The organism is Prevotella sp., assembly GCF_036570325.1.
Lineage (GTDB): Bacteria > Bacteroidota > Bacteroidia > Bacteroidales > Bacteroidaceae > Prevotella.
In genome coordinates this window covers 50,883-69,859 of the sequence record NZ_DATCYK010000055.1, presented here as the reverse complement: position 1 = coordinate 69,859, position 18,977 = coordinate 50,883, and the positions used below count along the sequence as shown (strand labels likewise).

10 protein-coding genes and 1 pseudogene are annotated in these 18,977 nt (G+C 50.6%); 4 read left to right on the top strand and 7 right to left on the bottom strand.

What is annotated here, in order from left to right; translation table 11 throughout:
* The 4 genes and pseudogenes from VIR50_RS04045 to VIR50_RS04030 all read right to left on the bottom strand — a co-directional run.
* Positions 1-365, bottom strand: a pseudogene (locus VIR50_RS04045) (glycosyl hydrolase family 32); the annotation flags it as partial.
* A gap of 6 nt (positions 366-371) precedes the next feature.
* A complete protein-coding gene (locus VIR50_RS04040) occupies positions 372-1,769 on the bottom strand; it encodes a DUF4960 domain-containing protein (RefSeq protein WP_331933856.1) in 1,398 nt (465 codons plus the stop codon).
* Positions 1,770-1,779: 10 nt separating this feature from the next.
* Positions 1,780-3,510 (bottom strand): RagB/SusD family nutrient uptake outer membrane protein, encoded by a 1,731-nt coding sequence (locus VIR50_RS04035; RefSeq protein WP_331933855.1) that lies wholly within the window; start codon positions 3,508-3,510, stop codon positions 1,780-1,782.
* A gap of 12 nt (positions 3,511-3,522) precedes the next feature.
* The gene (locus tag VIR50_RS04030) at positions 3,523-6,630 is read right to left on the bottom strand and encodes a SusC/RagA family TonB-linked outer membrane protein (RefSeq protein WP_331933854.1); all 3,108 of its coding nucleotides are present in this window, start codon (positions 6,628-6,630) and stop codon (positions 3,523-3,525) included.
* 496 nt (positions 6,631-7,126) lie between these two features.
* On the opposite strand from VIR50_RS04030, the gene VIR50_RS04025 reads away from it, so the two are divergent.
* On the top strand, positions 7,127-9,352 hold the full coding sequence (locus VIR50_RS04025; RefSeq protein ID WP_331933853.1) for a hybrid sensor histidine kinase/response regulator transcription factor: 2,226 nt from the start codon (positions 7,127-7,129) through the stop codon (positions 9,350-9,352).
* On the opposite strand, the gene VIR50_RS04020 is transcribed toward VIR50_RS04025, so the two are convergent.
* Positions 9,338-10,342, bottom strand: coding sequence for a YqiA/YcfP family alpha/beta fold hydrolase (locus VIR50_RS04020; RefSeq protein WP_331933852.1), 1,005 nt, complete (start codon positions 10,340-10,342; stop codon positions 9,338-9,340). The two genes, VIR50_RS04025 and VIR50_RS04020, sit on opposite strands and share 15 nt — an antisense overlap.
* A 206-nt stretch (positions 10,343-10,548) precedes the next feature.
* Here VIR50_RS04020 and VIR50_RS04015 point away from each other — a divergent pair, with 206 nt between their 5' ends.
* Positions 10,549-12,822, top strand: a complete 2,274-nt coding sequence (locus tag VIR50_RS04015) for a GH92 family glycosyl hydrolase (protein ID WP_331933851.1) — start codon at positions 10,549-10,551, stop codon at positions 12,820-12,822.
* Between the two features lie 141 nt (positions 12,823-12,963).
* Here the strand turns inward: VIR50_RS04015 and VIR50_RS04010 are convergent, their stop codons facing one another.
* Together VIR50_RS04010 and VIR50_RS04005 are read right to left on the bottom strand one after the other, a co-directional pair.
* A complete protein-coding gene (locus VIR50_RS04010; RefSeq protein WP_331933850.1) occupies positions 12,964-14,622 on the bottom strand; it encodes a putative transporter in 1,659 nt (552 codons plus the stop codon).
* 66 nt (positions 14,623-14,688) lie between these two features.
* The gene (locus tag VIR50_RS04005; protein WP_331933849.1) at positions 14,689-15,513 is read right to left on the bottom strand and encodes a pyridoxamine kinase; all 825 of its coding nucleotides are present in this window, start codon (positions 15,511-15,513) and stop codon (positions 14,689-14,691) included.
* Positions 15,514-15,886: 373 nt separating this feature from the next.
* Here VIR50_RS04005 and VIR50_RS04000 point away from each other — a divergent pair, with 373 nt between their 5' ends.
* Together VIR50_RS04000 and VIR50_RS03995 are read left to right on the top strand one after the other, a co-directional pair.
* Positions 15,887-16,066: a DUF4250 domain-containing protein gene (locus tag VIR50_RS04000; RefSeq protein ID WP_331933848.1), complete on the top strand. Its 180-nt coding sequence runs from the start codon at positions 15,887-15,889 to the stop codon at positions 16,064-16,066.
* A 125-nt stretch (positions 16,067-16,191) separates the two neighbouring features.
* Positions 16,192-18,381, top strand: coding sequence for a glutamine synthetase III family protein (locus VIR50_RS03995; RefSeq protein WP_331933847.1), 2,190 nt, complete (start codon positions 16,192-16,194; stop codon positions 18,379-18,381).
* The last annotated feature ends 596 nt before the right edge of the window (positions 18,382-18,977 follow it).

The following is an 18,977-nucleotide window of genomic DNA, read 5'->3' as shown; positions in this document are numbered from 1 at the left end:
GCGTCCTGTTCCATGGAGGAAGTGGCCGTCGGAAGGACCTCGCCCATGGACTGATAGTGGGCTCCATCCTTGGTGGCTACACCCCAGATAGGGTGATAATTGTAGGTGGGATTGTTGTCATATTCCTGCAAGTAGAGCACTTTGAACTCCCCACTCTTCTGATCGTAGAAGGGCATAGGGTCACCACAACGGCCTACTTCAGGCTGATAATAGGTGTCGAAGCCCTTTTCATCGGTCGCGTTAAAGAAGGAACTCGTGCCTGACCAATCCTTTTCAGCGTCAGGACCGAAGTTGTTTTCGCTGCATGCTGTCAGCGAAATAGCTGACAACATGACTGCGATTGAAGAATGTATAAATGTTTTCATATAGGTTTATTTCATTAAATAGTTAAACGCGTTTTGGGTTATTGTCGCTATATTACGGTGATAGTTCTCCGTATAACCGGCTTCGTAGGTGTATGAATACCAATCATAACAGCCCGAACCGATGCAGATGATGCCGCCCTTACCGGCCTGAGCAGGATATTCCCATGCGACGATGGCGCCGTCACCGCCTACGCCAAGCACCTTGGCTTTGGTGCGATTGGTCCATACATTATAGTCATTATAGCCTCCCCAGTCGCTTCCTATATGGTATTGGGCCGTAGAGTTGGTGATGTGATAGCCCTTGTCGGTGCAATAAACCTCATTGGCATTGTCTCCCTTGATGAGGTTCTGCCACAGCGGATGGCTGTCCTGACCGTCAAAGATACGGAAAGTCCAAGGCCCATTGCACAATTCGGCCGAGCTTTCATCGCCTCCCCAACAGTTGTTAGGCGTAGTCCATTCGTCGTCACCGGTCACTCCTATGAAGGAAGGAAGATTGGTTGCGTAGCGTGTAAGGAAGAAAGAACCGCCCTTTTCGTAGAATTTGCGTAGCTCGTTCTTGGCGTTTAATGCGTCCGTAGCTTTGGAAGCAAAGATGTCATGGCCATCTACGCCACCGTTGACGTGGTAGTGCCACCAAATGACTTTGCAATCAGAAAGGTCTATTGTGCCGGCACGCAGGTCGGCAAAAGAGGCATAGAGCGAATTGGGAACATTGGCAAGCATCCATTGGCATGCGGCTTTCTCTTCCCCATCCAAGTCGTTCATCGTGGCCGCGGAGCCTACAAAGAGGGCTTTGGGCTTAGAAATGGAATAAACAGTTACGGTATATGTGCACTTGGCTGTCCTATTGTTAACCTCGTACTTCACGGGGTTGGTGAAGTCTTGAGCCGAACCCGAGGCCGGGAAAATGGTGTCGTTAACCGCTGATTGGATGGAGGGTGTGAGATTGGTCACGTCAACTGAGGCCGGTACATATACGGTTATGGTCTTGTTTTGCTGGTCAATGGTACCCGTATAGATGTCGTTTAGGACAAACTGATCAATGCGTGCTTCGTCTGCCAACGCGAAAAGATGCCAGTCAAGGTAGACGTCTTGGTTCTGCACATGAATGGTCTTGGCGGCTTCCATGTTGAGTATTTGACCTTCGGTGATGTTACATGACGCCCCGTCTGAAACCTTCAGACCGGTTACTTTCATGGCTTCGGTGCGGTAGTTTTGGGGAACTCGCACCGTAATCGTGCGTTGTGCCATGTCAGCGGTGCCTTCGTAATGGTCGAGAGAGATATTCTCGACCATGCAATTACCCGCTAACTGCAAGTCACTTTGATTGTCATCGGAGCAAGAAACGAGGCCACAGATGACACAAATAGCGCTAAATATATATAATAATGTAGCTTTCATAATTCTTTATTTACCAATTACCAATGTTCTGTTTGTAGTTGCCATTAGAGGCGGAGATTTGCTCAAATGGGATGGGAAGGTACTCATCCTTGTTTGATTCAAACTTCGCGTCTTTGTAAATGGCGCAGTGGGGTATTTCCATAGCGTAGTACTTATTGAGTACAGTGGCCGCGTCGCCCCAGCGAACCAAGTCAAAGAAGCGCTCACATTCCATACCCATTTCCAATCGACGCTCCATCTTTACCATCTTTACAGCTTGCTCCTTGGTGTACGATCCCTTATAATTCGTGATGTACATCTTCACCCCATAGGTGTTGGAATAGTCGGAAATCATCTTTGTACTGCCTGCCGCACGGGTACGGATTTGGTTAATCAGGCTGATGGCATTTTGCGTATCACCCAATTGGGCATAGGCTTCGGCGCGCTCCAAGAGCACATCCGCATAGCGGAAAACAATGCGATTCATCGAGCTGGCCCAGTAAGATCCCTTGATAAGATAGCTGTTCAGCAGGGCCGGATCTACATTTTGCTTCAGAGAAACATTATAACCATAGAGGCCATTGGAACGACTCCATACGCTGGTTTCCGACATGATATACTTCTTATTGAACATATAAGGAAGGCCGGGGATACCGACTGTGAGGAACAAACGTGGGTCGGCATTGTCTAAAGACTTATCATAATCCCTGTCATTGAACTTCTCCAACAAGGGTAAACCATCAGCGCCGGTGCGATAGGCATTGACCAAATTCTGGCTCGGTTTGTAAAAGTCGCATCCTCCATCGGTAGCGCCGGGAATGTTGGGCGGTATCAAACCGTAGCTCCAATTGAGGTTCCCATATACCGAACCGTCGTTTCTTGAGTATTGGATAGCCCAAATGCTTTCCTTTCCATTCTCATAGTTATCCTCCGGACGGAAGTTATTGTGCAGGTCGTTCTCGAGCCCATAGTTTCTGTAAAGCGCCGGGTCGGTGTATTCAATGACCTTTTTGAGATCGTCCTGATTGATAGATGTCACCTGATTCGTGTTGGTATCGTCCTGATGATAGGCCTTGTAAAGATACACCTTGGCCAAGAAAGCGGCCGCGGCGGCCTTTGTGGGGCGAGCCTTGTCGGCCTGATTCATGGGCAATACCTTGTAAGCCTCCTCCAAATCGTTGACGATTACCTGCCAACCTTTGTCGTTGTCGTATTCCCGATTCGACAATTGTTTGTATTCATCGTAGGTGAGATTCTCATTCGTTACGAAGGGAATATGCTTATAGAGCCTCTTTAAGAGGAAGTGGGCATAGGCACGAAGAAACTTCATTTCGGCCAAACGCTCTGTTTTCAGGGCAAAACCGTCGTCGCTCTTCTCGAGCAATGAGATGGCGGCATTCACACGGGAGATGCAGTTATAGAGCCTTACCCACATGTCATTGATGTTCCAGTTGGTGGTAAGTACACCTTTTTGGATTTCCAATTGATGGAACACGTCGCCATCGCTCGTGCCACTTCCACCCTTGTAAGCGTCGTCGCTGCGCACGTCATAGTTCCACATGGAGAAGGAAGAGTTGATGTCTTCGGCGGTCGTAAAGATGGCATAGGCCGATACGACCATGGCTTCCGCGTTCTCGGCCGTCTTTACCTGATCATCGTTCAGCGTACCTTGGGGCACTTGTTCGTTAAGAAAGTCTGAACAAGAGGTCAAACCACATGCCATCAAACCCGAGCAGATGATACTGAATATTTTAGTTTTCATAATGTTTTCGTTTTAGAAAGATAAGTTAATACCGAATGTTACGTTGAGCGGAATGGGGTAACCGAAGTTGGCATTCTCAGGGTCTACACCCGTAAAGTCCTTGCTCTTGATGGTCAGCAGGTTCTGTGCTGAGAGATAAGCACGCAGGCGGGTGAGGTATAATTTCTCATAAATGCTCTTGGGGAAGTTGAATCCCAACTGGATGGTACGTAGCTTCGCGTAGGATCCATTCTCAACGAAATAGCTGCTGACACGCTTCTCATTGTTGTTATCCATGGTGCTTATGGCCGGTATGTTTGAAGCGTTGTTGGTAGGAGTCCACGCGTCCAGCAGTCGTGTTCCCTTGTTAAGGTTTGATATGTTGAGGCCACTCCAAAGGTCGGTTTCTTTCTTCAGGTCGCTGATAACGTCCACTCCCTGCACGCCTTGCCAAAACATGGTAAGGTCTACGTTCTTGTATTGCAGGTAAATATTCAAGCCCCAAGTGAAGTCGGGCACGGGATTGTAAATCCACTTTTGGTCCTTCTCGTTGATAACATCGTCGTTGTTCAAGTCTTTCCATCGAATGCGGCCCAAGCCGGCGCCATTCTGTGAGGCGTGGTTATCTATCTCCGCTTGGCTCTTGAAGATACCATCATATACGTAACCTACCTGCGCGTACATCGGATGACCTACCACACTGTAGACTCCGTTGCCACCAAAGGTGCCCTTGGCGGCTATGGTCTCGGGCAGCTTGGTTACCTCGTTGCGGTATGTTCCGATATTTCCCGAAAGGTCATATTCAAGCTCTCCCACTTTACCACGGTAGCCAATGTTGAATTCCACACCCTTGTTAGTCACCTCACCGGCGTTGATCCATTGGCTCGAACCTTCACCCATGACGGCGATACCCGGCATGTTGACCAATATGTCGGAGGTCTTCTTGTAATACCATTCCAAGGAACCATAGAGCGAACCCTTGAAAAAGCCGTAGTCAATACCGATGTTTGTTTGTGTGGTTGTTTCCCATTTGAGGTCGTCATTGCCCAATTGGTTGCGCTTGAAACCGCTGGGAAGCGTCTTGCCGCCGTTGGTTCCGGCGATGTCATAGCTGGTACCATAGCTCTGGCCGCCAAAGTTGGCCTCGCCATAGTTGCTTTCATAAATGGTGTAACGGGCTATGTTTGAGATTTCTTGGTTACCGGTCTGTCCCCAGCTGGCACGCAGTTTCAGGTTATCCATCCATGTAATGTCTTTCAGGAAGCTCTCTTCGTTGACTCTCCAACCCAGACTTATGGAGGGGAAAGTGCCGTAACGGTTGTTCTTTCCGAAGCGGTTACTGCCGTCATAACGCAGGGTAAGGCTCGCGAGATACTTATCGGCATAGTTGTAATTGGCCTTTCCGAAGAACGATACCAGCGAATAACCTTCGCCTCCGCCAAACGCTTCGGCCTCGCCCACGCCGGCACTTGGCCACATGTAATCGGGGTTGAGAACGGCAAAGCCATACTTTTTGCCGCTGAAGTTGACGTCGTCCTCACGGTTCAACTCCGTGCCCAGCAGTACGTCGCCACGGTGTTTGCCCGATTGGAAGTTGTAGGTTGCCACGGCGTTCCACATCCATTTGGTCCAATGTTCCTGCTTGGCTTCCACGCCATTGGTGGCATTGGCCACGGTGCCTTCGGTAATAGGATAGGTAAAGATGCGCTGTTGTTTCTGGGCATAGTCAAGTCCGAAGGTGGTCTTTATGGTGAAGTTCTTGAACGGATTGACCTGAACGTAAGCGCCACCGAACATGCGCCAGTAGGTATAACGGTTGTCGGCGTTGCGCTGAAGACGGGCCACGGGATTCTCACGGTCGGGATAACCGCCCACGGGACCTGCATAGCTGCCCGACGTGGTGTAGAGAGGAAGCGAGGGATTGAACTGCAACACGTTCTCCAAGAAGCCTCCGGGAGCCTGCACTTCGCTGGTGCGGTTCAGGGTAAAGTTCTCTCCCACGGTGATGATATTGCGGTCGCCGATGTTCAAGAGCTTGTAATCGGCGTTCATACGAGCCGAGAAACGCTCGAAGTCAGAGCTCTTTATGATACCTTTATTATTATAGTATCCCAAGGAGAAAAACGAAGAACCTTTGTCGTTTCCATTGCTCAGCGATACGTTGTATTGCTGTACCAATCCCGTGCGGGTTGTCTCCTTGAACCAATCTGTGTCAGCGGCGGGTGTCGTGCCGGCGGCGTCCAGATATTTCGTCATGGAGATATTGTTAAGTACGGGATAACCTGCGTCGTCGTAGCTCCAGTCGTAATGATAGCCCAAACCGTTGGTATTGGGGTTCAATCCGTCGTTGACGTAGCCCTGCCACATGGCCTTTCCGAATTCCTTGGCGTTGAGAACCTTCATCTTGTTGGCGTAAGTCTGCACGGCAACGCTGGCGTCGAAATTGATTTTTACCTTGCCGTCCTTGCCTTGTTTGGTCGTGATGATGATCACGCCGTTGGCCGCCCGGCTACCATAGATAGAGGCCGAGGCCGCGTCTTTCAGCACCTGAATGCTCTCAATGTCGTTACCATTGAGCTCGTGCATGCCACTTTTGGTCGGAACTCCATCGATAATGTAGAGCGGATCGTTGTTGTTGAGCGTGCCGACACCGCGAATGCGGACCGTGGCGGTGCCCGATGGGCTGCCGTCGGCTGATATGTTCATGCCCGGAACGTGGCCTTGCAGGGCCTTGATAGGGTTGTTCTCGTTGTGCTTGGCCAAATCGTTCACGTTAACTACCGAGATAGCGCCCGTCAGGTCGGCCTTGCGCTGGGTCTGATAACCCGTTACAACCACCTCGTTCAGTTCCTTTGCGTTTTCCTTTAGCTGCACTTTCATGTTGTTGGCAGCCTTCTGTTCCACGGTGGCATAGCCAATGTAGCTGATGACAAGGGTGGCTCCCTCTTGTACTTTCAGCTTGAAGTTACCATCGAGATCGGTCACCGCGCCGTTGGCCGTGCCTTTCTCCATTACGGTAGCGCCAATGACGGGCTCGTTAGAGTCGTCGACTACGGTACCGCCAATCTCCATTTGCGCATAAATTAATGTGCAACTGAACAAGAGCAATGTGCTCATCAGAATTCTTTTCAGATTGTTCATTCGTTTTTATTATTAGGTTGATACTTTATGTTCCTTGGATTTTCAGGATTTCGAGGCAAAGATAAAGCAAAGCCGTGGCAGTCCTTATTATAAATCGTTCATAAGCTGAAACGATTGTTACATGTAACATTTATGGCATAAAATGAACGAAAAATGAAAACAAACAGCTCTTTCTCACCTCCCCATGGCCTTGCCGCCGGACCGTGTTTCGGCTGTCGCCATCGGTCGAAAGTTTATGGATGGAATGGTAAGGCGCCATGGGTGGAAAATCAAAACATGGCCTTTGATCCTCCGAAAGGGCCGCTTTCATCGCCTCAAAGCAGCCCTTTCACACGGTCAAAGCACTGCTTTCATAAAGCGGGAAAAGGGCTGTTTTCAGGCCTTTTTTAGAAAGAAAGGCCATTTTTATTTGTAAAAATAAATCGAAATGCTTACTTTTGTCTGAACCATGGATGGCCCTCGGGCTTCCATTTTTCAGCACTTCAATGACGATAACATGAAAACAAAATCTACTTATCTGCTCCTTTGGATACTCACGGGGTTGCTGCTGTCGTGTGCTGATGACGCGAAGCGGTTTGAGATAGGCGTTTCGCAATGCTCGGAAGACATTTGGCGCGACAAGTTTAATGAGGAACTGCGTACCGGAGCTTATGCTTATGACGGCGTAACGCTGCATTTCGCCTCGGCAGATGACTCCGATGAGCGCCAAATACAGCAAATCAACCAATTCGTCAGTAGGGGAGTTGACCTCATTATAGCGGCTCCCAACCAAACAAATACCATCAATGAGGCCTTGGAGAACGCCCAACGCCACCATATTCCCGTGATAGTGTACGACCGAAAGTCGGGCGGCAACCACCATACGGCCTACATCGGGGCCGACAATAGGGAGATAGGACGGCAGATGGGGCACTATATCGCCACCCGGTTGCGGGGCCGCGGGCGTGTGGTTGAGGTGATGGGCCTCCGCGGTTCGTCGCCTGCCATTGAGCGCCACGAGGGCTTTATGGAGGCACTGAAGCGTTATCCCGGCATTGAGGTGGCCGGAACGCTGCAAGGAGATTGGACCCAATTGTCGGCCGAACAAGCCATGCGACGCTTCCTGAAGCAGGAAGGAGCGGGCAAGATAGACTTTGTTTTCGGCCAAAACGACCGCATGGCCATGGGCGCTCGTGACGCTATCATGGCCCATGACTTGCTTTCGACCACGCTCTTTTGCGGCGTTGACGCGCTGGCTACGAAGGGAGGAGGACTTGAGCAGGTGCGCGACGGGTTGCTCGAGGCCTCTTATATCTATCCCACGCATGGCGATGAGGTGATGGATTTGGCCATGAAAATACTGAACAGACGGCCTTTCCATCGTGAGACGAAGCTTAAGTCGGCCCTCGTAACCCGTGAGAATGCCAACGTACTCTTGCTTCAGGCCGAGGAAATAAGCCGCCAGAGCGATGATCTCAATACGCTTCACGGTCGCATCAACGACTATCTGAGCCGCTACAATGCCCAGCGCTGGCTGCTGATAATGGGTGGCATTATCGTCGTTCTGCTGGTGGCGGCCATCTTCATGACCTACCGTTACTACTACGAACGCATACGTATAAACGAGGAACGTGAGCGTATGCAGGAGCGACAGCTCGACTTCTTCACCAACGTGAGCCACGAGATACGCACGCCCCTGACGCTTATCGCCGACCCGATTAACCATATCGTCAACCGGGGACACCTGAAAGACCACGACTTTGATACGCTTCGGTCGACTGCCCGCAACGCTAATGAGCTGATGAAGTTGGTGAGTAATATTCTCGATTTCAAGAAAGTAGAGTTCGACACCTCGGGAAAACGAATCGATATGCACGAGAATGTTTCCGACGATAACGTGCCCCAATTGGAGTCGATGGCCGTGGAAACGCGGGAAAATACCGAGAACAAGGGGCTCGACAGCCTGCTTATCGTTGATGATAACGACGATATACGCCATTATCTGCGCGTTGTTCTTCACAACAGATTCCATATTTTGGAGGCTGCCAACGGCGAGGAGGGCCTGCGGCAAGCCCGTGAGCATGTACCGGCCCTCATCATTTCGGACATTATGATGCCCGTCATGAATGGGTTGGAGTTGTGCCAGCACCTCAAGAGTGATACCGCCACGAGCCACATTCCCGTGATTCTGCTGACGGCAAAGAGCGAGGATTCGCAGGTGGCCGAGGGCTATAAGAGTGGTGCCGATTCGTATATTACCAAGCCGTTTAGCTCCCAAGTGCTCATGGCACGTATCGATAACATCATGCAAGGGCGTGAACGCATGCGCCGTCTCTATGCCATGCAGATGGTGAGTGCCACGAACGAGCCGGTCACTCCCGACCCGTCAGATAGTAAGAGTGGCGAACAGCCACAGCTATCGCTGCGCGATCAGGAGTTTATCAACCATCTTCACGACATCATTCGCCGTCATTTGGAGGAAAATGAGTTCAGTGTGGAGGCCTTGGGGAGCGAGATTGGGCTGAGCAGAGTGCAGCTTTATCGTAAGGTAAAGGCCCTTACGGGCTTGTCGCCGGTGGAGCTTTTGCGTAAGACACGCCTCAATCAGGCCGATAACTTGCTCAAGACCACGGGCATGAACATATCCGAAGTGGCCTACGCCGTGGGCTTCACGTCGCCCAGTTACTTCTCAAAATGCTTCAAGGATGAGTTCGGTGTGCAGCCCAAGTCACTGTCCTCCTAACCTCTCGAAGAAGATAATGACTTCTTCCCAAGTCTTAAATTCGTCGCTGCCATAGGCGATTGACGTGCCCATAAAGTCGGGACAAGGAGTTGAGTCGATGAAATAATCGCCGTAGAGCAACTGCTTCTGATTGGCGAATATCACGTGATTGTAGGCCGGGGCCGACAGATATTCCTCGCACCAAGCCTGCGTTTGGCTCATGGCTTCAGGCTCGTTGGTGGGCGCCGGCGCCACGATATATACGTTGTAATGCTCCAACAGCAGCTCGTAAGCCTTGTGCATGCTGCTCGTGGGATGGCCGTAGGCGTCGTGAAGGGTGGCGTAATCGATGTAGACGATGGGCCGCTCGGTCTTGTTCTGACGGTCGTCTATCCAGCGAATCACGGGTATGAGGTAGTGAATGGCTACCTTGTCGATGAGCCGGTGCTCGCCATGGAAGCGGATGGCGTTGGGATAGTGCGCCTTGAAAAGGTCGAAAGTATGCACCACGGGGTCGTTATCGCCGAAGAGACCGTACACCCTCGATTGTTCCTCTTCGGTGATGTGGGCGAAGCACTGTTGCGTTATGTCCTTGTATTCCTTGATGAGTCCTTTTGTTACCATCAGCTCCTGAACGCCGTCTTTGCGCGGATTCTGAAACTCTTGACGGCCCGTCATGTTGCTCATAGTGTCGCCCATTTGGAATGCCGGGTTCACTAATATGCGGTCATAGCCCGTCAACATTTCGGTCATCATGCCCCCCATGGACGTGCCAATGATGAGTTGAGGCTGTTCACGCTCCACTGTGGCGCGCAACAATGCCATCGCTTCCTCGGGATGAACGGGCAAATCCTCGGCCACGATGGTGGCTTGGGGCATTAATTCTCGAAGCATGGTGACGGTACCGCTTTGCGATGACGACAGGAAACCATGCACATACATGACTTTCTTGCCCGACATGAGGTCGGGATATTGCTTAACGTATGGGTTCATGTGTGCAAAGTTAAGCATAATTGATGGCATATTGGCGTCTCCAAAATGTTATTTTAGTTAAACGACATGTCGATGAAAGGGCTGCTTTTGTGATGATTTGGCCCAAATATTTGCACCCAACCGATAAATTAACTAATTTTGCCCATCGGACGAAAGCATGTGTTTTCATCATTCACCGGCAAATAACAAAAACTTAATAAAATCAATCTAAACATATTATTCTTATGAAAAAAATCCTCACATCAGCCTTGTTGGTCTGTTTGTCGTTGGCCGCTTGGGGCAAGACAGCGCTGCAACCGGTTGATTATGTAAGCACTTTGGTCGGCACGGAGTCGAAATATTCGCTGTCGACGGGCAACACTTATCCCGCCGTGGCCATGCCTTGGGGCATGAATTTCTGGGTTCCGCAGACGTCAAAGAACGGCGATGGCTGGACATATACCTATAGTGCCGACAAGATTTGTGGCTTTAAGCAGACCCATCAGCCCAGTCCGTGGATCAATGATTACGGCGCTTTCTCGCTCATGCCTATCACCGGACGGGCCGTTTTCAGTGAGGAGAAGCGGGCAAGCTGGTTCTCTCACAAGGCCGAAAAGGCCACACCTTATTATTATAAGGCGTATTTGGCCGACTATGACATCGTTACCGAGCTGACAACTACCGAGCGTGCGGCCATGTTTCGCTTCACTTTCCCGGAGAGCGAGGCCGCCAAGGTGGTGGTAGATGCCTACATGAAGGGCTCGTATGTGAAGATTTTACCCAATGAAAACAAGATTATCGGCTACAATACGTACAACAATGGCGGTGTGCCCGATAACTTCAAGAACTATTTTGTCATTGTTTTTGACAAGCCATTCACCTTTACGGCCACGGCCAATGACAGCCATATAACGGAGAGTAAGACCGAATTGCAGGACGAACACGCGGGAGCCATCATCGGATTCAAGACCCGTCGGGGCGAAACGGTGCACGCCCGGGTGGCTTCTTCGTTCATAAGTTACGAGCAGGCCGAGCAAAACCTGAAGGAGCTGGGCCAAAAGTCGTTCGACGAAATCAAGGCCCAAGGCCGTCAGAAGTGGAACGATGTGCTGGGCCGCATTGAGGTGGAAGACGATAATATCGACCATCTGCGCACGTTTTACAGCTGCTTCTATCGCTCCGTACTGTTCCCCCGGAGCTTCTATGAGATAGATAAGAATGGGCAAACGGTACACTACAGTCCTTACAACGGCAAGACTTTGCCGGGTTATATGTTCACCGATACCGGCTTTTGGGACACCTTCCGCTGTCTGTTTCCTTTCCTTAACTTGGTCTATCCATCGATGAATGCCAAGATGCAGGCCGGTTTGGCCAACGCGTATAGGGAGAGTGGATTCCTTCCCGAGTGGGCAAGCCCCGGTCATCGGGGATGTATGGTGGGCAACAACTCGGCTTCCGTCGTGGCCGACGCTTACCTGAAAGGCGTTCGCACGCAGGATACCGAGACGCTGTGGGAGGCCGTGAAGCATGGCGCCAACGCCGTTCACCCCACCGTTAGCAGCACGGGCAGATTGGGATATGAGTATTATAACAAGCTGGGTTACGTGCCTTATGACGTTAAAATCAACGAAAGCGTGGCCCGAACGCTCGAGTATGCCTACGACGATTGGTGTATTTACCGATTGGGAAAAGCCCTCGGAAAGTCTGAAAAAGAGCTGAAACCCTTTGCCCAACGGGCCAATAACTACCGTAACGTGTTCGATCGGAGCGTCAATTTGATGCGAGGAAGAAATAAAGACGGCCGCTTCCAGAGCCCTTACAGCCCGTTCAAGTGGGGCGACGCGTTCACTGAGGGCAACGCATGGCATTGGACTTGGTGCGTATTCCACGACCCGCAGGGGCTCATCAACCTCATGGGGGGCGATGAAACCTTCAATCAGATGATGGACTCCGTATTCATCGTGCCTCCCATTTTCGACGACAGCTACTACGGCGGTGTGATTCATGAGATACGAGAAATGCAGATCATGAACATGGGTAACTACGCGCATGGCAACCAACCCATACAACACATGATTTATCTCTACAACTACAGCGGCCAACCTTGGAAGACCCAATATTGGCTCCGTGAGGTTATGGACCGCTTATACTCGGCCAATCCCGACGGATATTGTGGCGATGAGGACAACGGACAGACCTCGGCGTGGTACGTGTTCTCGGCCATGGGCTTCTATCCCGTGTGTCCCGGAAGCAACCAATACGTCATCGGAACGCCTTATTTTAAGCACATGACCCTCCATTTAGAGAACGGTAAGAAGGTAACCATTGACGCTCCACGCAACAGCGAGGCCAATCGTTACATCAACCGATTGACGATGAACGGGGCGGAATACGACAATACGTTCATCGACCATCAGGAACTGCTGAAAGGCACCAGCCTTGTCTTCGACATGACTGTCACGCCCAATCAACAGAGAGCTACCGCCAAGGAGAACCGACCCTACAGCATGAGCCGCTGATAGGCCGGAGGTAAGAACATAAGAGTGGCCCTTTTGCCCGGTCAAAGCAGCCCTTTCACGTGATGAAAGCAGGCGTTTGACGAGGCAAAAGGGCCACAATTGTTTTATAGAAGTAAAGCCTTGATGGTCAGGCTTTTGTGCTTATACCAAGAACATGACGATGATTTGGGCGATAATCACTCGGATAAACATGCCCAAGGGATACACCGTGGCATAGCTGACCGATGGCGAATCGCCGTCAATCGTGTCGTTGGCATAGGTCAGGGCCATGGGGTTGGCCATGCTGCCGCAAAGGATTCCGCAGATGGTTCCGAAGTCAAACTTGCGCAACCGCAGCGCTATGTAGCCCACGATGAGCACCGGCAGGATGGTCAGCAGGAAGCCTATGCCCACCCACATAAGGCCTTCGGGGCGCATGATGGTGTCGAAGAATTGGCCGCCGGCGTCCACACCGAGGCATGCCAAGTAGAGGGCGAGGCCCAGCTTGCGCAGCATGAGGCCGGCGCTACGGGTCATATAAGTGATGAAATGCACCCGCGGACCGAGGGCGCCGATGATGATTCCCATGATGATGGGGCCACCCGCGATACCCAAGCGCACGGGGGCTGTCATGCCGGGAATGGAGATGGGAATGGTGCCTACGGCCACGCCGAGCAGCATTCCCAAGAAAATGGCGCCCAAGTTGGGCTCGTTGAGCGTCTGGACGGCGTTGCCCAAGAAGGCCTCCACGTGGTCGATGTCCTCCGGTGGGCCCACGATGGTGAGGCGGTCGCCGTACTGTAAGCGCAAATCATCGGTGGCCAAGAGCTTTATGTCGCCACGGGTGATGCGGCTCACGTTGACGTCAAAGGTGCTGCGGAGCTGCAATTGAGCGAGTCGTTTGCCGTTGAGCGCCGTCTTGGTCATGACAATCACGCGGCTCTCTACCTTGGAATCAATGGCGTTCCAGTCTATTTTGGCCTTGTTCCAATCCTTTTCCACCTTCTTGCCGAATAGGATTTCCATGGCCGGAACTTCCTCCTTGTGGGTCACCACGAGCAAGTTGTCCTCCACTTGCAGCACTGTCGTGGCATGGGGCATGATGACTTGACCGTCGCGCCACACACGGCTGATGATGAAATGCCTATGAGTCATCTGCGAAATGGCCGCTATGGTCTTGCCCGAGAGGGCCGGATTGACCACGATAAACTGCCCCACGTAGGTATGATCCTCATCGCTTGGCGAGTGGGTGAGCAGGTGGTGGGGCTTTACGAAGAGCTTTCGCATGATAACCATGGCAATGATGACGCCCACGACGCCCAACGGATAGGTCACGGCACAGCCCAAGGCAGCCCGCCCGCTGGGCAACCCCATCTGTTGCAAGGCCTGCTGGGCCGCGCCAAGTGCCGGCGTGTTGGTCGTCGCGCCGCACAGAATGCCCACCATGTCGGCCACGTTCAACGGGAAAATGTAGCAGAAAGCAATGGCCAGCAGTGTACCGGTGAGGATGACGGCGAGGCCCCATAGGTTGAACTGAATGCCCTCGTGGCGCAGCGAACCAAAGAAGTTGGGACCTACATACAGTCCTAAGGCGTAGACAAACATCGACAATCCGAAGCTCTCGGCGAAGAGAAGAATGTCATGATCGACCGTAAAACCGTAATGACCGGCCACGATTCCGATGAAGAAAACAAAGGCTATACCCAAGGATATGCCCCTATAATGGAGTTTGCCAAGCGCCAACCCCAAGGTGCAAACGGCCGACAGAACCGCTACGGCCTGCACGGCAGAGTGAATACTGAATAAAGAGTCAAGCCACATAAATAAGAAATGATTGACCGATAAAGGGCCGCGCGGCTTGTCAGACATGCCGTGGCGGCCTCCATCTTACTGATTGAGAACGTCGAGGTATTGCTCTAATGGAATACCGCGGTTCTTGTCTTCGTTGTCCTTATTGAGATTAATAAAAGTGTAGACAGCGTCCATGGCTTTGCGGGTGCTGTCCTTCAGGGGCTCGTCATCGAGCAAATGACCGATGAGAACGGCTGAGAATATGTCGCCGGTGCCGGGAAAGTGCACCGGAATTTCGTCGTAGGGAAGTTGGAAATACTCCTCTGTAAGGTGGTTGAAGCCCATCACCGACGGCTGACCGTCGACCGTTATGCTGGTGATAAGCACCGACTTGGGGCCTATCTTGCGTAAATGATTGAGCAATCGCAGGGCTTCGTCGCGGCTGACGCCCTCCTCTCGGTAGGTGGTTTCCGTGAGATAGCAGGCCTCCGTGTAGTTAGGATAACACAGATGGGCCACACTGAGCATGGCCCTCATCGAGTTGATGGCGGCCGGAGTTACGCCGTTGTACAGCTTTCCCTCGTCTCCCATGATGGGATCGACGAAGATGGTGGTGCCCTTGGCGGCCTCTTGCAGGCAGTAACGGGAGATAATGTCGGCTTGAAGCTCGGAAACGATGAAGCCGGTGGCTATCGCGTCGAAAGAGAAACCTAACTGTTCCCAAACGGGGAACACGCCTTTGATGTACTCTGTCGTGTCAAGTATGTTGAACTTTCCGTAATCCAACGTGTTTGAAACTAACGCTGTAGGAAGGTTATACGTAGGATGTCCAAAGTAAGAAAGTATCGGAAGCATGGCCGCCGTGGCCACTTTACCATAGCCTGCCATGTCATTGATCAGGAGAATCTGCTTCTTGCTCATGTCGTTTAAACTAAAATTGCGCCGTATCTATGCCGATATTGTATCATATTTCTACTGATATTGTATCGTATCTATACTGCTTTTGTTTTGTATCTATACCCAAATCACACATTATTTATATATACTTCTCGCGGTGATGATACGCTATTAACCTTGTCTCTCTATAATTATCATGCCGCAACTCTATAAATTCCGTGTCGTAACGATACCAAAACTACGCTATGACTATACAAATTTGCGCTGCAAAGGTAGTTCAATTAACACACAAACCAAAGGGAAACGGGTTTTTATTTAAAAAATCATTAATTTTCTTTTTCGGCCCATTGAATTGCAGTAACTTTGCCAATCATTTTATAATTGTAAGCAAGAGATAATGGAGAAGTTACCCAACGACCCTATGATTTTATTCAGTGCTGTTAACATGTTGCTGCGTGACGACTACCGTTCGCTCGACGATTTGTGCGACGATATGGACGTTAATCGCCACGATTTAGAGCAGAAACTGGCAGCGGTTGGCTTTGAATACAGCGAGGAAAACAATAAGTTTTGGTAAATATATAGTGTAAAGCTCTCACCGACCGTGAGAGTTTTTTGTTTCCCATGCGCCAATAGTGCTTTCATTTTTCGTATATTTGCCCTCGTAACACGATATTACACACATTTAAAACAATAGAATTTATGTCGAACTTGAGATTTGAAGTCGTAGCAGAAGCCTTCAGAAAGCGTCCCATAGAGGTTCCCGAACCTACCCAACGCCCATCGGAATACTTTGCGAAGTATGTATTCAATCGTCAGAAAATGTACAGGTATCTGTCGGCCGACGTGTATAATAAGCTGATAGATGTCATCGACAACGGTACACGACTTGACCGTAGCATAGCCGACGCCGTAGCGAAAGGCATGAAGCAGTGGGCCGAGGAAAACGGTGTTACCCACTACACGCACTGGTTTCAGCCACTGACGGAAGGCACGGCAGAGAAGCATGACGCCTTCGTGGAGCACGATGGAAAGGGCGGAATGATAGAAGAATTCTCAGGAAAGCTGCTCGTTCAGCAGGAACCCGACGCCTCAAGTTTCCCCAATGGCGGCATTCGCAACACCTTCGAGGCCCGCGGCTACAGCGCATGGGACCCTACCTCGCCGGTATTTATCATTGATGATACGCTCTGTATTCCCACCATCTTCATATCCTATACGGGCGAGGCGCTCGACTATAAGGCGCCTTTGCTGAAGTCGCTCCATGCCATCAACGTGGCAGCAACCAATGTTTGCCACTACTTCGACAAGAAAGTGAAGAAGGTACAGACCAACTTGGGTTGGGAACAAGAGTATTTCCTTGTGGACGAGAGTCTTTATTCGGCACGCCCTGACCTCATGCTCACGGGCCGAACGCTCATGGGTCACGACTCCGCCAAGAACCAACAGATGGACGACCACTACTTCGGTACCATTCCGGAGCGTGTTCAAGCCTTCATGAAAGACCTTGAGACACAGGCCTTGGAGTTAGGTATTCCCTGCAAAACCCGTCACAATGAGGTGGCCCCGAATCAGTTTGAGCTGGCTCCTATCTATGAAGAGTGCAATCTGGCGGTAGATCATAACATGTTGTTGATGAGCCTTATGAAGAAGGTTGCCCACAAACACAGCTTCAGGGTGTTGCTTCATGAAAAGCCGTTCGACGGCGTCAATGGGTCGGGAAAGCACAACAACTGGAGCCTTACGACCGATACGGGCGTGTTGCTCCATGCCGCCGGCAAGACGTCGGAGGACAACCTGCGCTTCGTGGTGTTCATTGTGGAGACGCTCATGGGTGTTTATCGCCACAACGGACTGCTGAAAGCAAGTATCATGAGCGCCACCAACGCCCACCGCTTAGGGGCCAACGAGGCGCCACCCGCCATCATCTCATCTTTCTTGGGACGCCAACTGACCGACTTGCTCGACCATATTGAGAAGGCAGACAAGGACGAACTGTTCAATGTGGCTGGCAAAAAGGGCATGAAACTCGACATTCCGGAAATACCGGAGTTGATGATTGACAACACAGATCGTAACCGTACAAGTCCGTTTGCGTTCACCGGAAACCGCTTTGAGTTCCGTGCCGTGGGGTCAGAGGCCAACTGTGCCAGCGCTCTTATCGTGCTTAACACGGCCGTAGCTGAGGCCTTGACCGATTTTAAGCAGCGAGTGGACGCGTTGATAGCCAGCGGTGAGGACCAGACAAGCGCCATTATTGACGTCATTCGTGAGGATATAAAGCGTTGTAAGCCCATACGCTTCGACGGGAACGGCTATAGTGAGGAGTGGAAAGCCGAGGCTGCTCGCCGCGGACTCGACTGCGAAGCCGCTTGTCCCATCTGTTTCGATCGCTATCTCGACGCAGAGAGCATTTCGATGTTTGAAAAGATGAACGTCATGAGCCACAGTGAGCTTGAAGCCCGCAACGAAGTGAAGTGGGAAACTTACACCAAGAAGATTCAAATAGAGGCCCGCGTGATGGGTGATTTGAGCATGAACCACATCATACCCGTGGCCACCCACTACCAAAGCAGGCTGGCCAAGAACGTCGAGGGCATGATAAACATCTTCGGAAGGGAGGAAGGCAAAGCCCTCACCGCACGCAACGTGAAGATTATTCGTGAGATAGCCGAGCGCACACAGATTATCGAAACGGGCATAGAAGAGCTGGTCAACGCCCGCAAGGTGGCCAACAAGATAGAGAACGAGCGCCAAAAGGCCTTGGCTTACCACGACACCGTGGCCCCAAAGATGGACAGTATTCGCTATCAGATAGACAAGCTCGAGCTTATCGTGGCTGACGAACTGTGGACGCTTCCCAAGTATCGGGAGCTGCTCTTTATACGCTAAAAAAGCGCAATTGGGCGCCAACGAAAGTGCCCATTGATGAAAACGAAACAATAGAAAGCCCTTTCCGCACCCTGCGGGAGGGGCTTTTTAAATGTTCTCATTTATCATTTTTCCTTGGGATGGAGCAAAAAGAAACCTGCCAAGACATTATGATAAGAAAATCATAGCTTAGTTGCGAATTTAACATTGTGTGCGAACACAACGCTTGATATAGGTCAAGAATAATAAGGTTTTCGCACGAAAGCGAAAAAAATACATTGCGTTATGGCCGAAATGTGCCTATCTTTGCAATGTCAAAAAGAAACAAGGGTTAGTTACTCTTAAGGTTGACAAATAGAGATTGTTATAAAAGATCAGGACGATAGGTTTAGTTAAGGTAAATAAAAGATTGTTTAGGTAACGAATAACGACATAGGATTAGTTTAAGGTAAAGAAAAGATTGTAAAGGAAACGTTTATATAGGATTAGTTCAAGGTAAAGAAAAGATTGTTTAGGTATCAGGATATAGGTTATTAGTTAAGGTAATAAAAGATTGTTATAAAAGGAAACATATTTATTCATGTTTTTGTTTTTAGGTTTTTAGTTATTAGGTATAA

Bases quoted from the DNA above. Each gene is read 5' to 3' on its own strand.
- VIR50_RS04000 (WP_331933848.1), top strand. From the start codon at position 15,887: ATGGAGAAGTTACCCAACGACCCTATGATTTTATTCAGTGCTGTTAAC.
- VIR50_RS04020 (WP_331933852.1), bottom strand. From the start codon at position 10,342: ATGCTTAACTTTGCACACATGAACCCATACGTTAAGCAATATCCCGAC.
- VIR50_RS04040 (WP_331933856.1), bottom strand. From the start codon at position 1,769: ATGAAAGCTACATTATTATATATATTTAGCGCTATTTGTGTCATCTGT.
- VIR50_RS04025 (WP_331933853.1), top strand. From the start codon at position 7,127: ATGAAAACAAAATCTACTTATCTGCTCCTTTGGATACTCACGGGGTTG.
- VIR50_RS04035 (WP_331933855.1), bottom strand. From the start codon at position 3,510: ATGAAAACTAAAATATTCAGTATCATCTGCTCGGGTTTGATGGCATGT.
- VIR50_RS04010 (WP_331933850.1), bottom strand. From the start codon at position 14,622: ATGTGGCTTGACTCTTTATTCAGTATTCACTCTGCCGTGCAGGCCGTA.
- VIR50_RS04015 (WP_331933851.1), top strand. From the start codon at position 10,549: ATGAAAAAAATCCTCACATCAGCCTTGTTGGTCTGTTTGTCGTTGGCC.
- VIR50_RS03995 (WP_331933847.1), top strand. From the start codon at position 16,192: ATGTCGAACTTGAGATTTGAAGTCGTAGCAGAAGCCTTCAGAAAGCGT.
- VIR50_RS04030 (WP_331933854.1), bottom strand. From the start codon at position 6,630: ATGAACAATCTGAAAAGAATTCTGATGAGCACATTGCTCTTGTTCAGT.
- VIR50_RS04005 (WP_331933849.1), bottom strand. From the start codon at position 15,513: ATGAGCAAGAAGCAGATTCTCCTGATCAATGACATGGCAGGCTATGGT.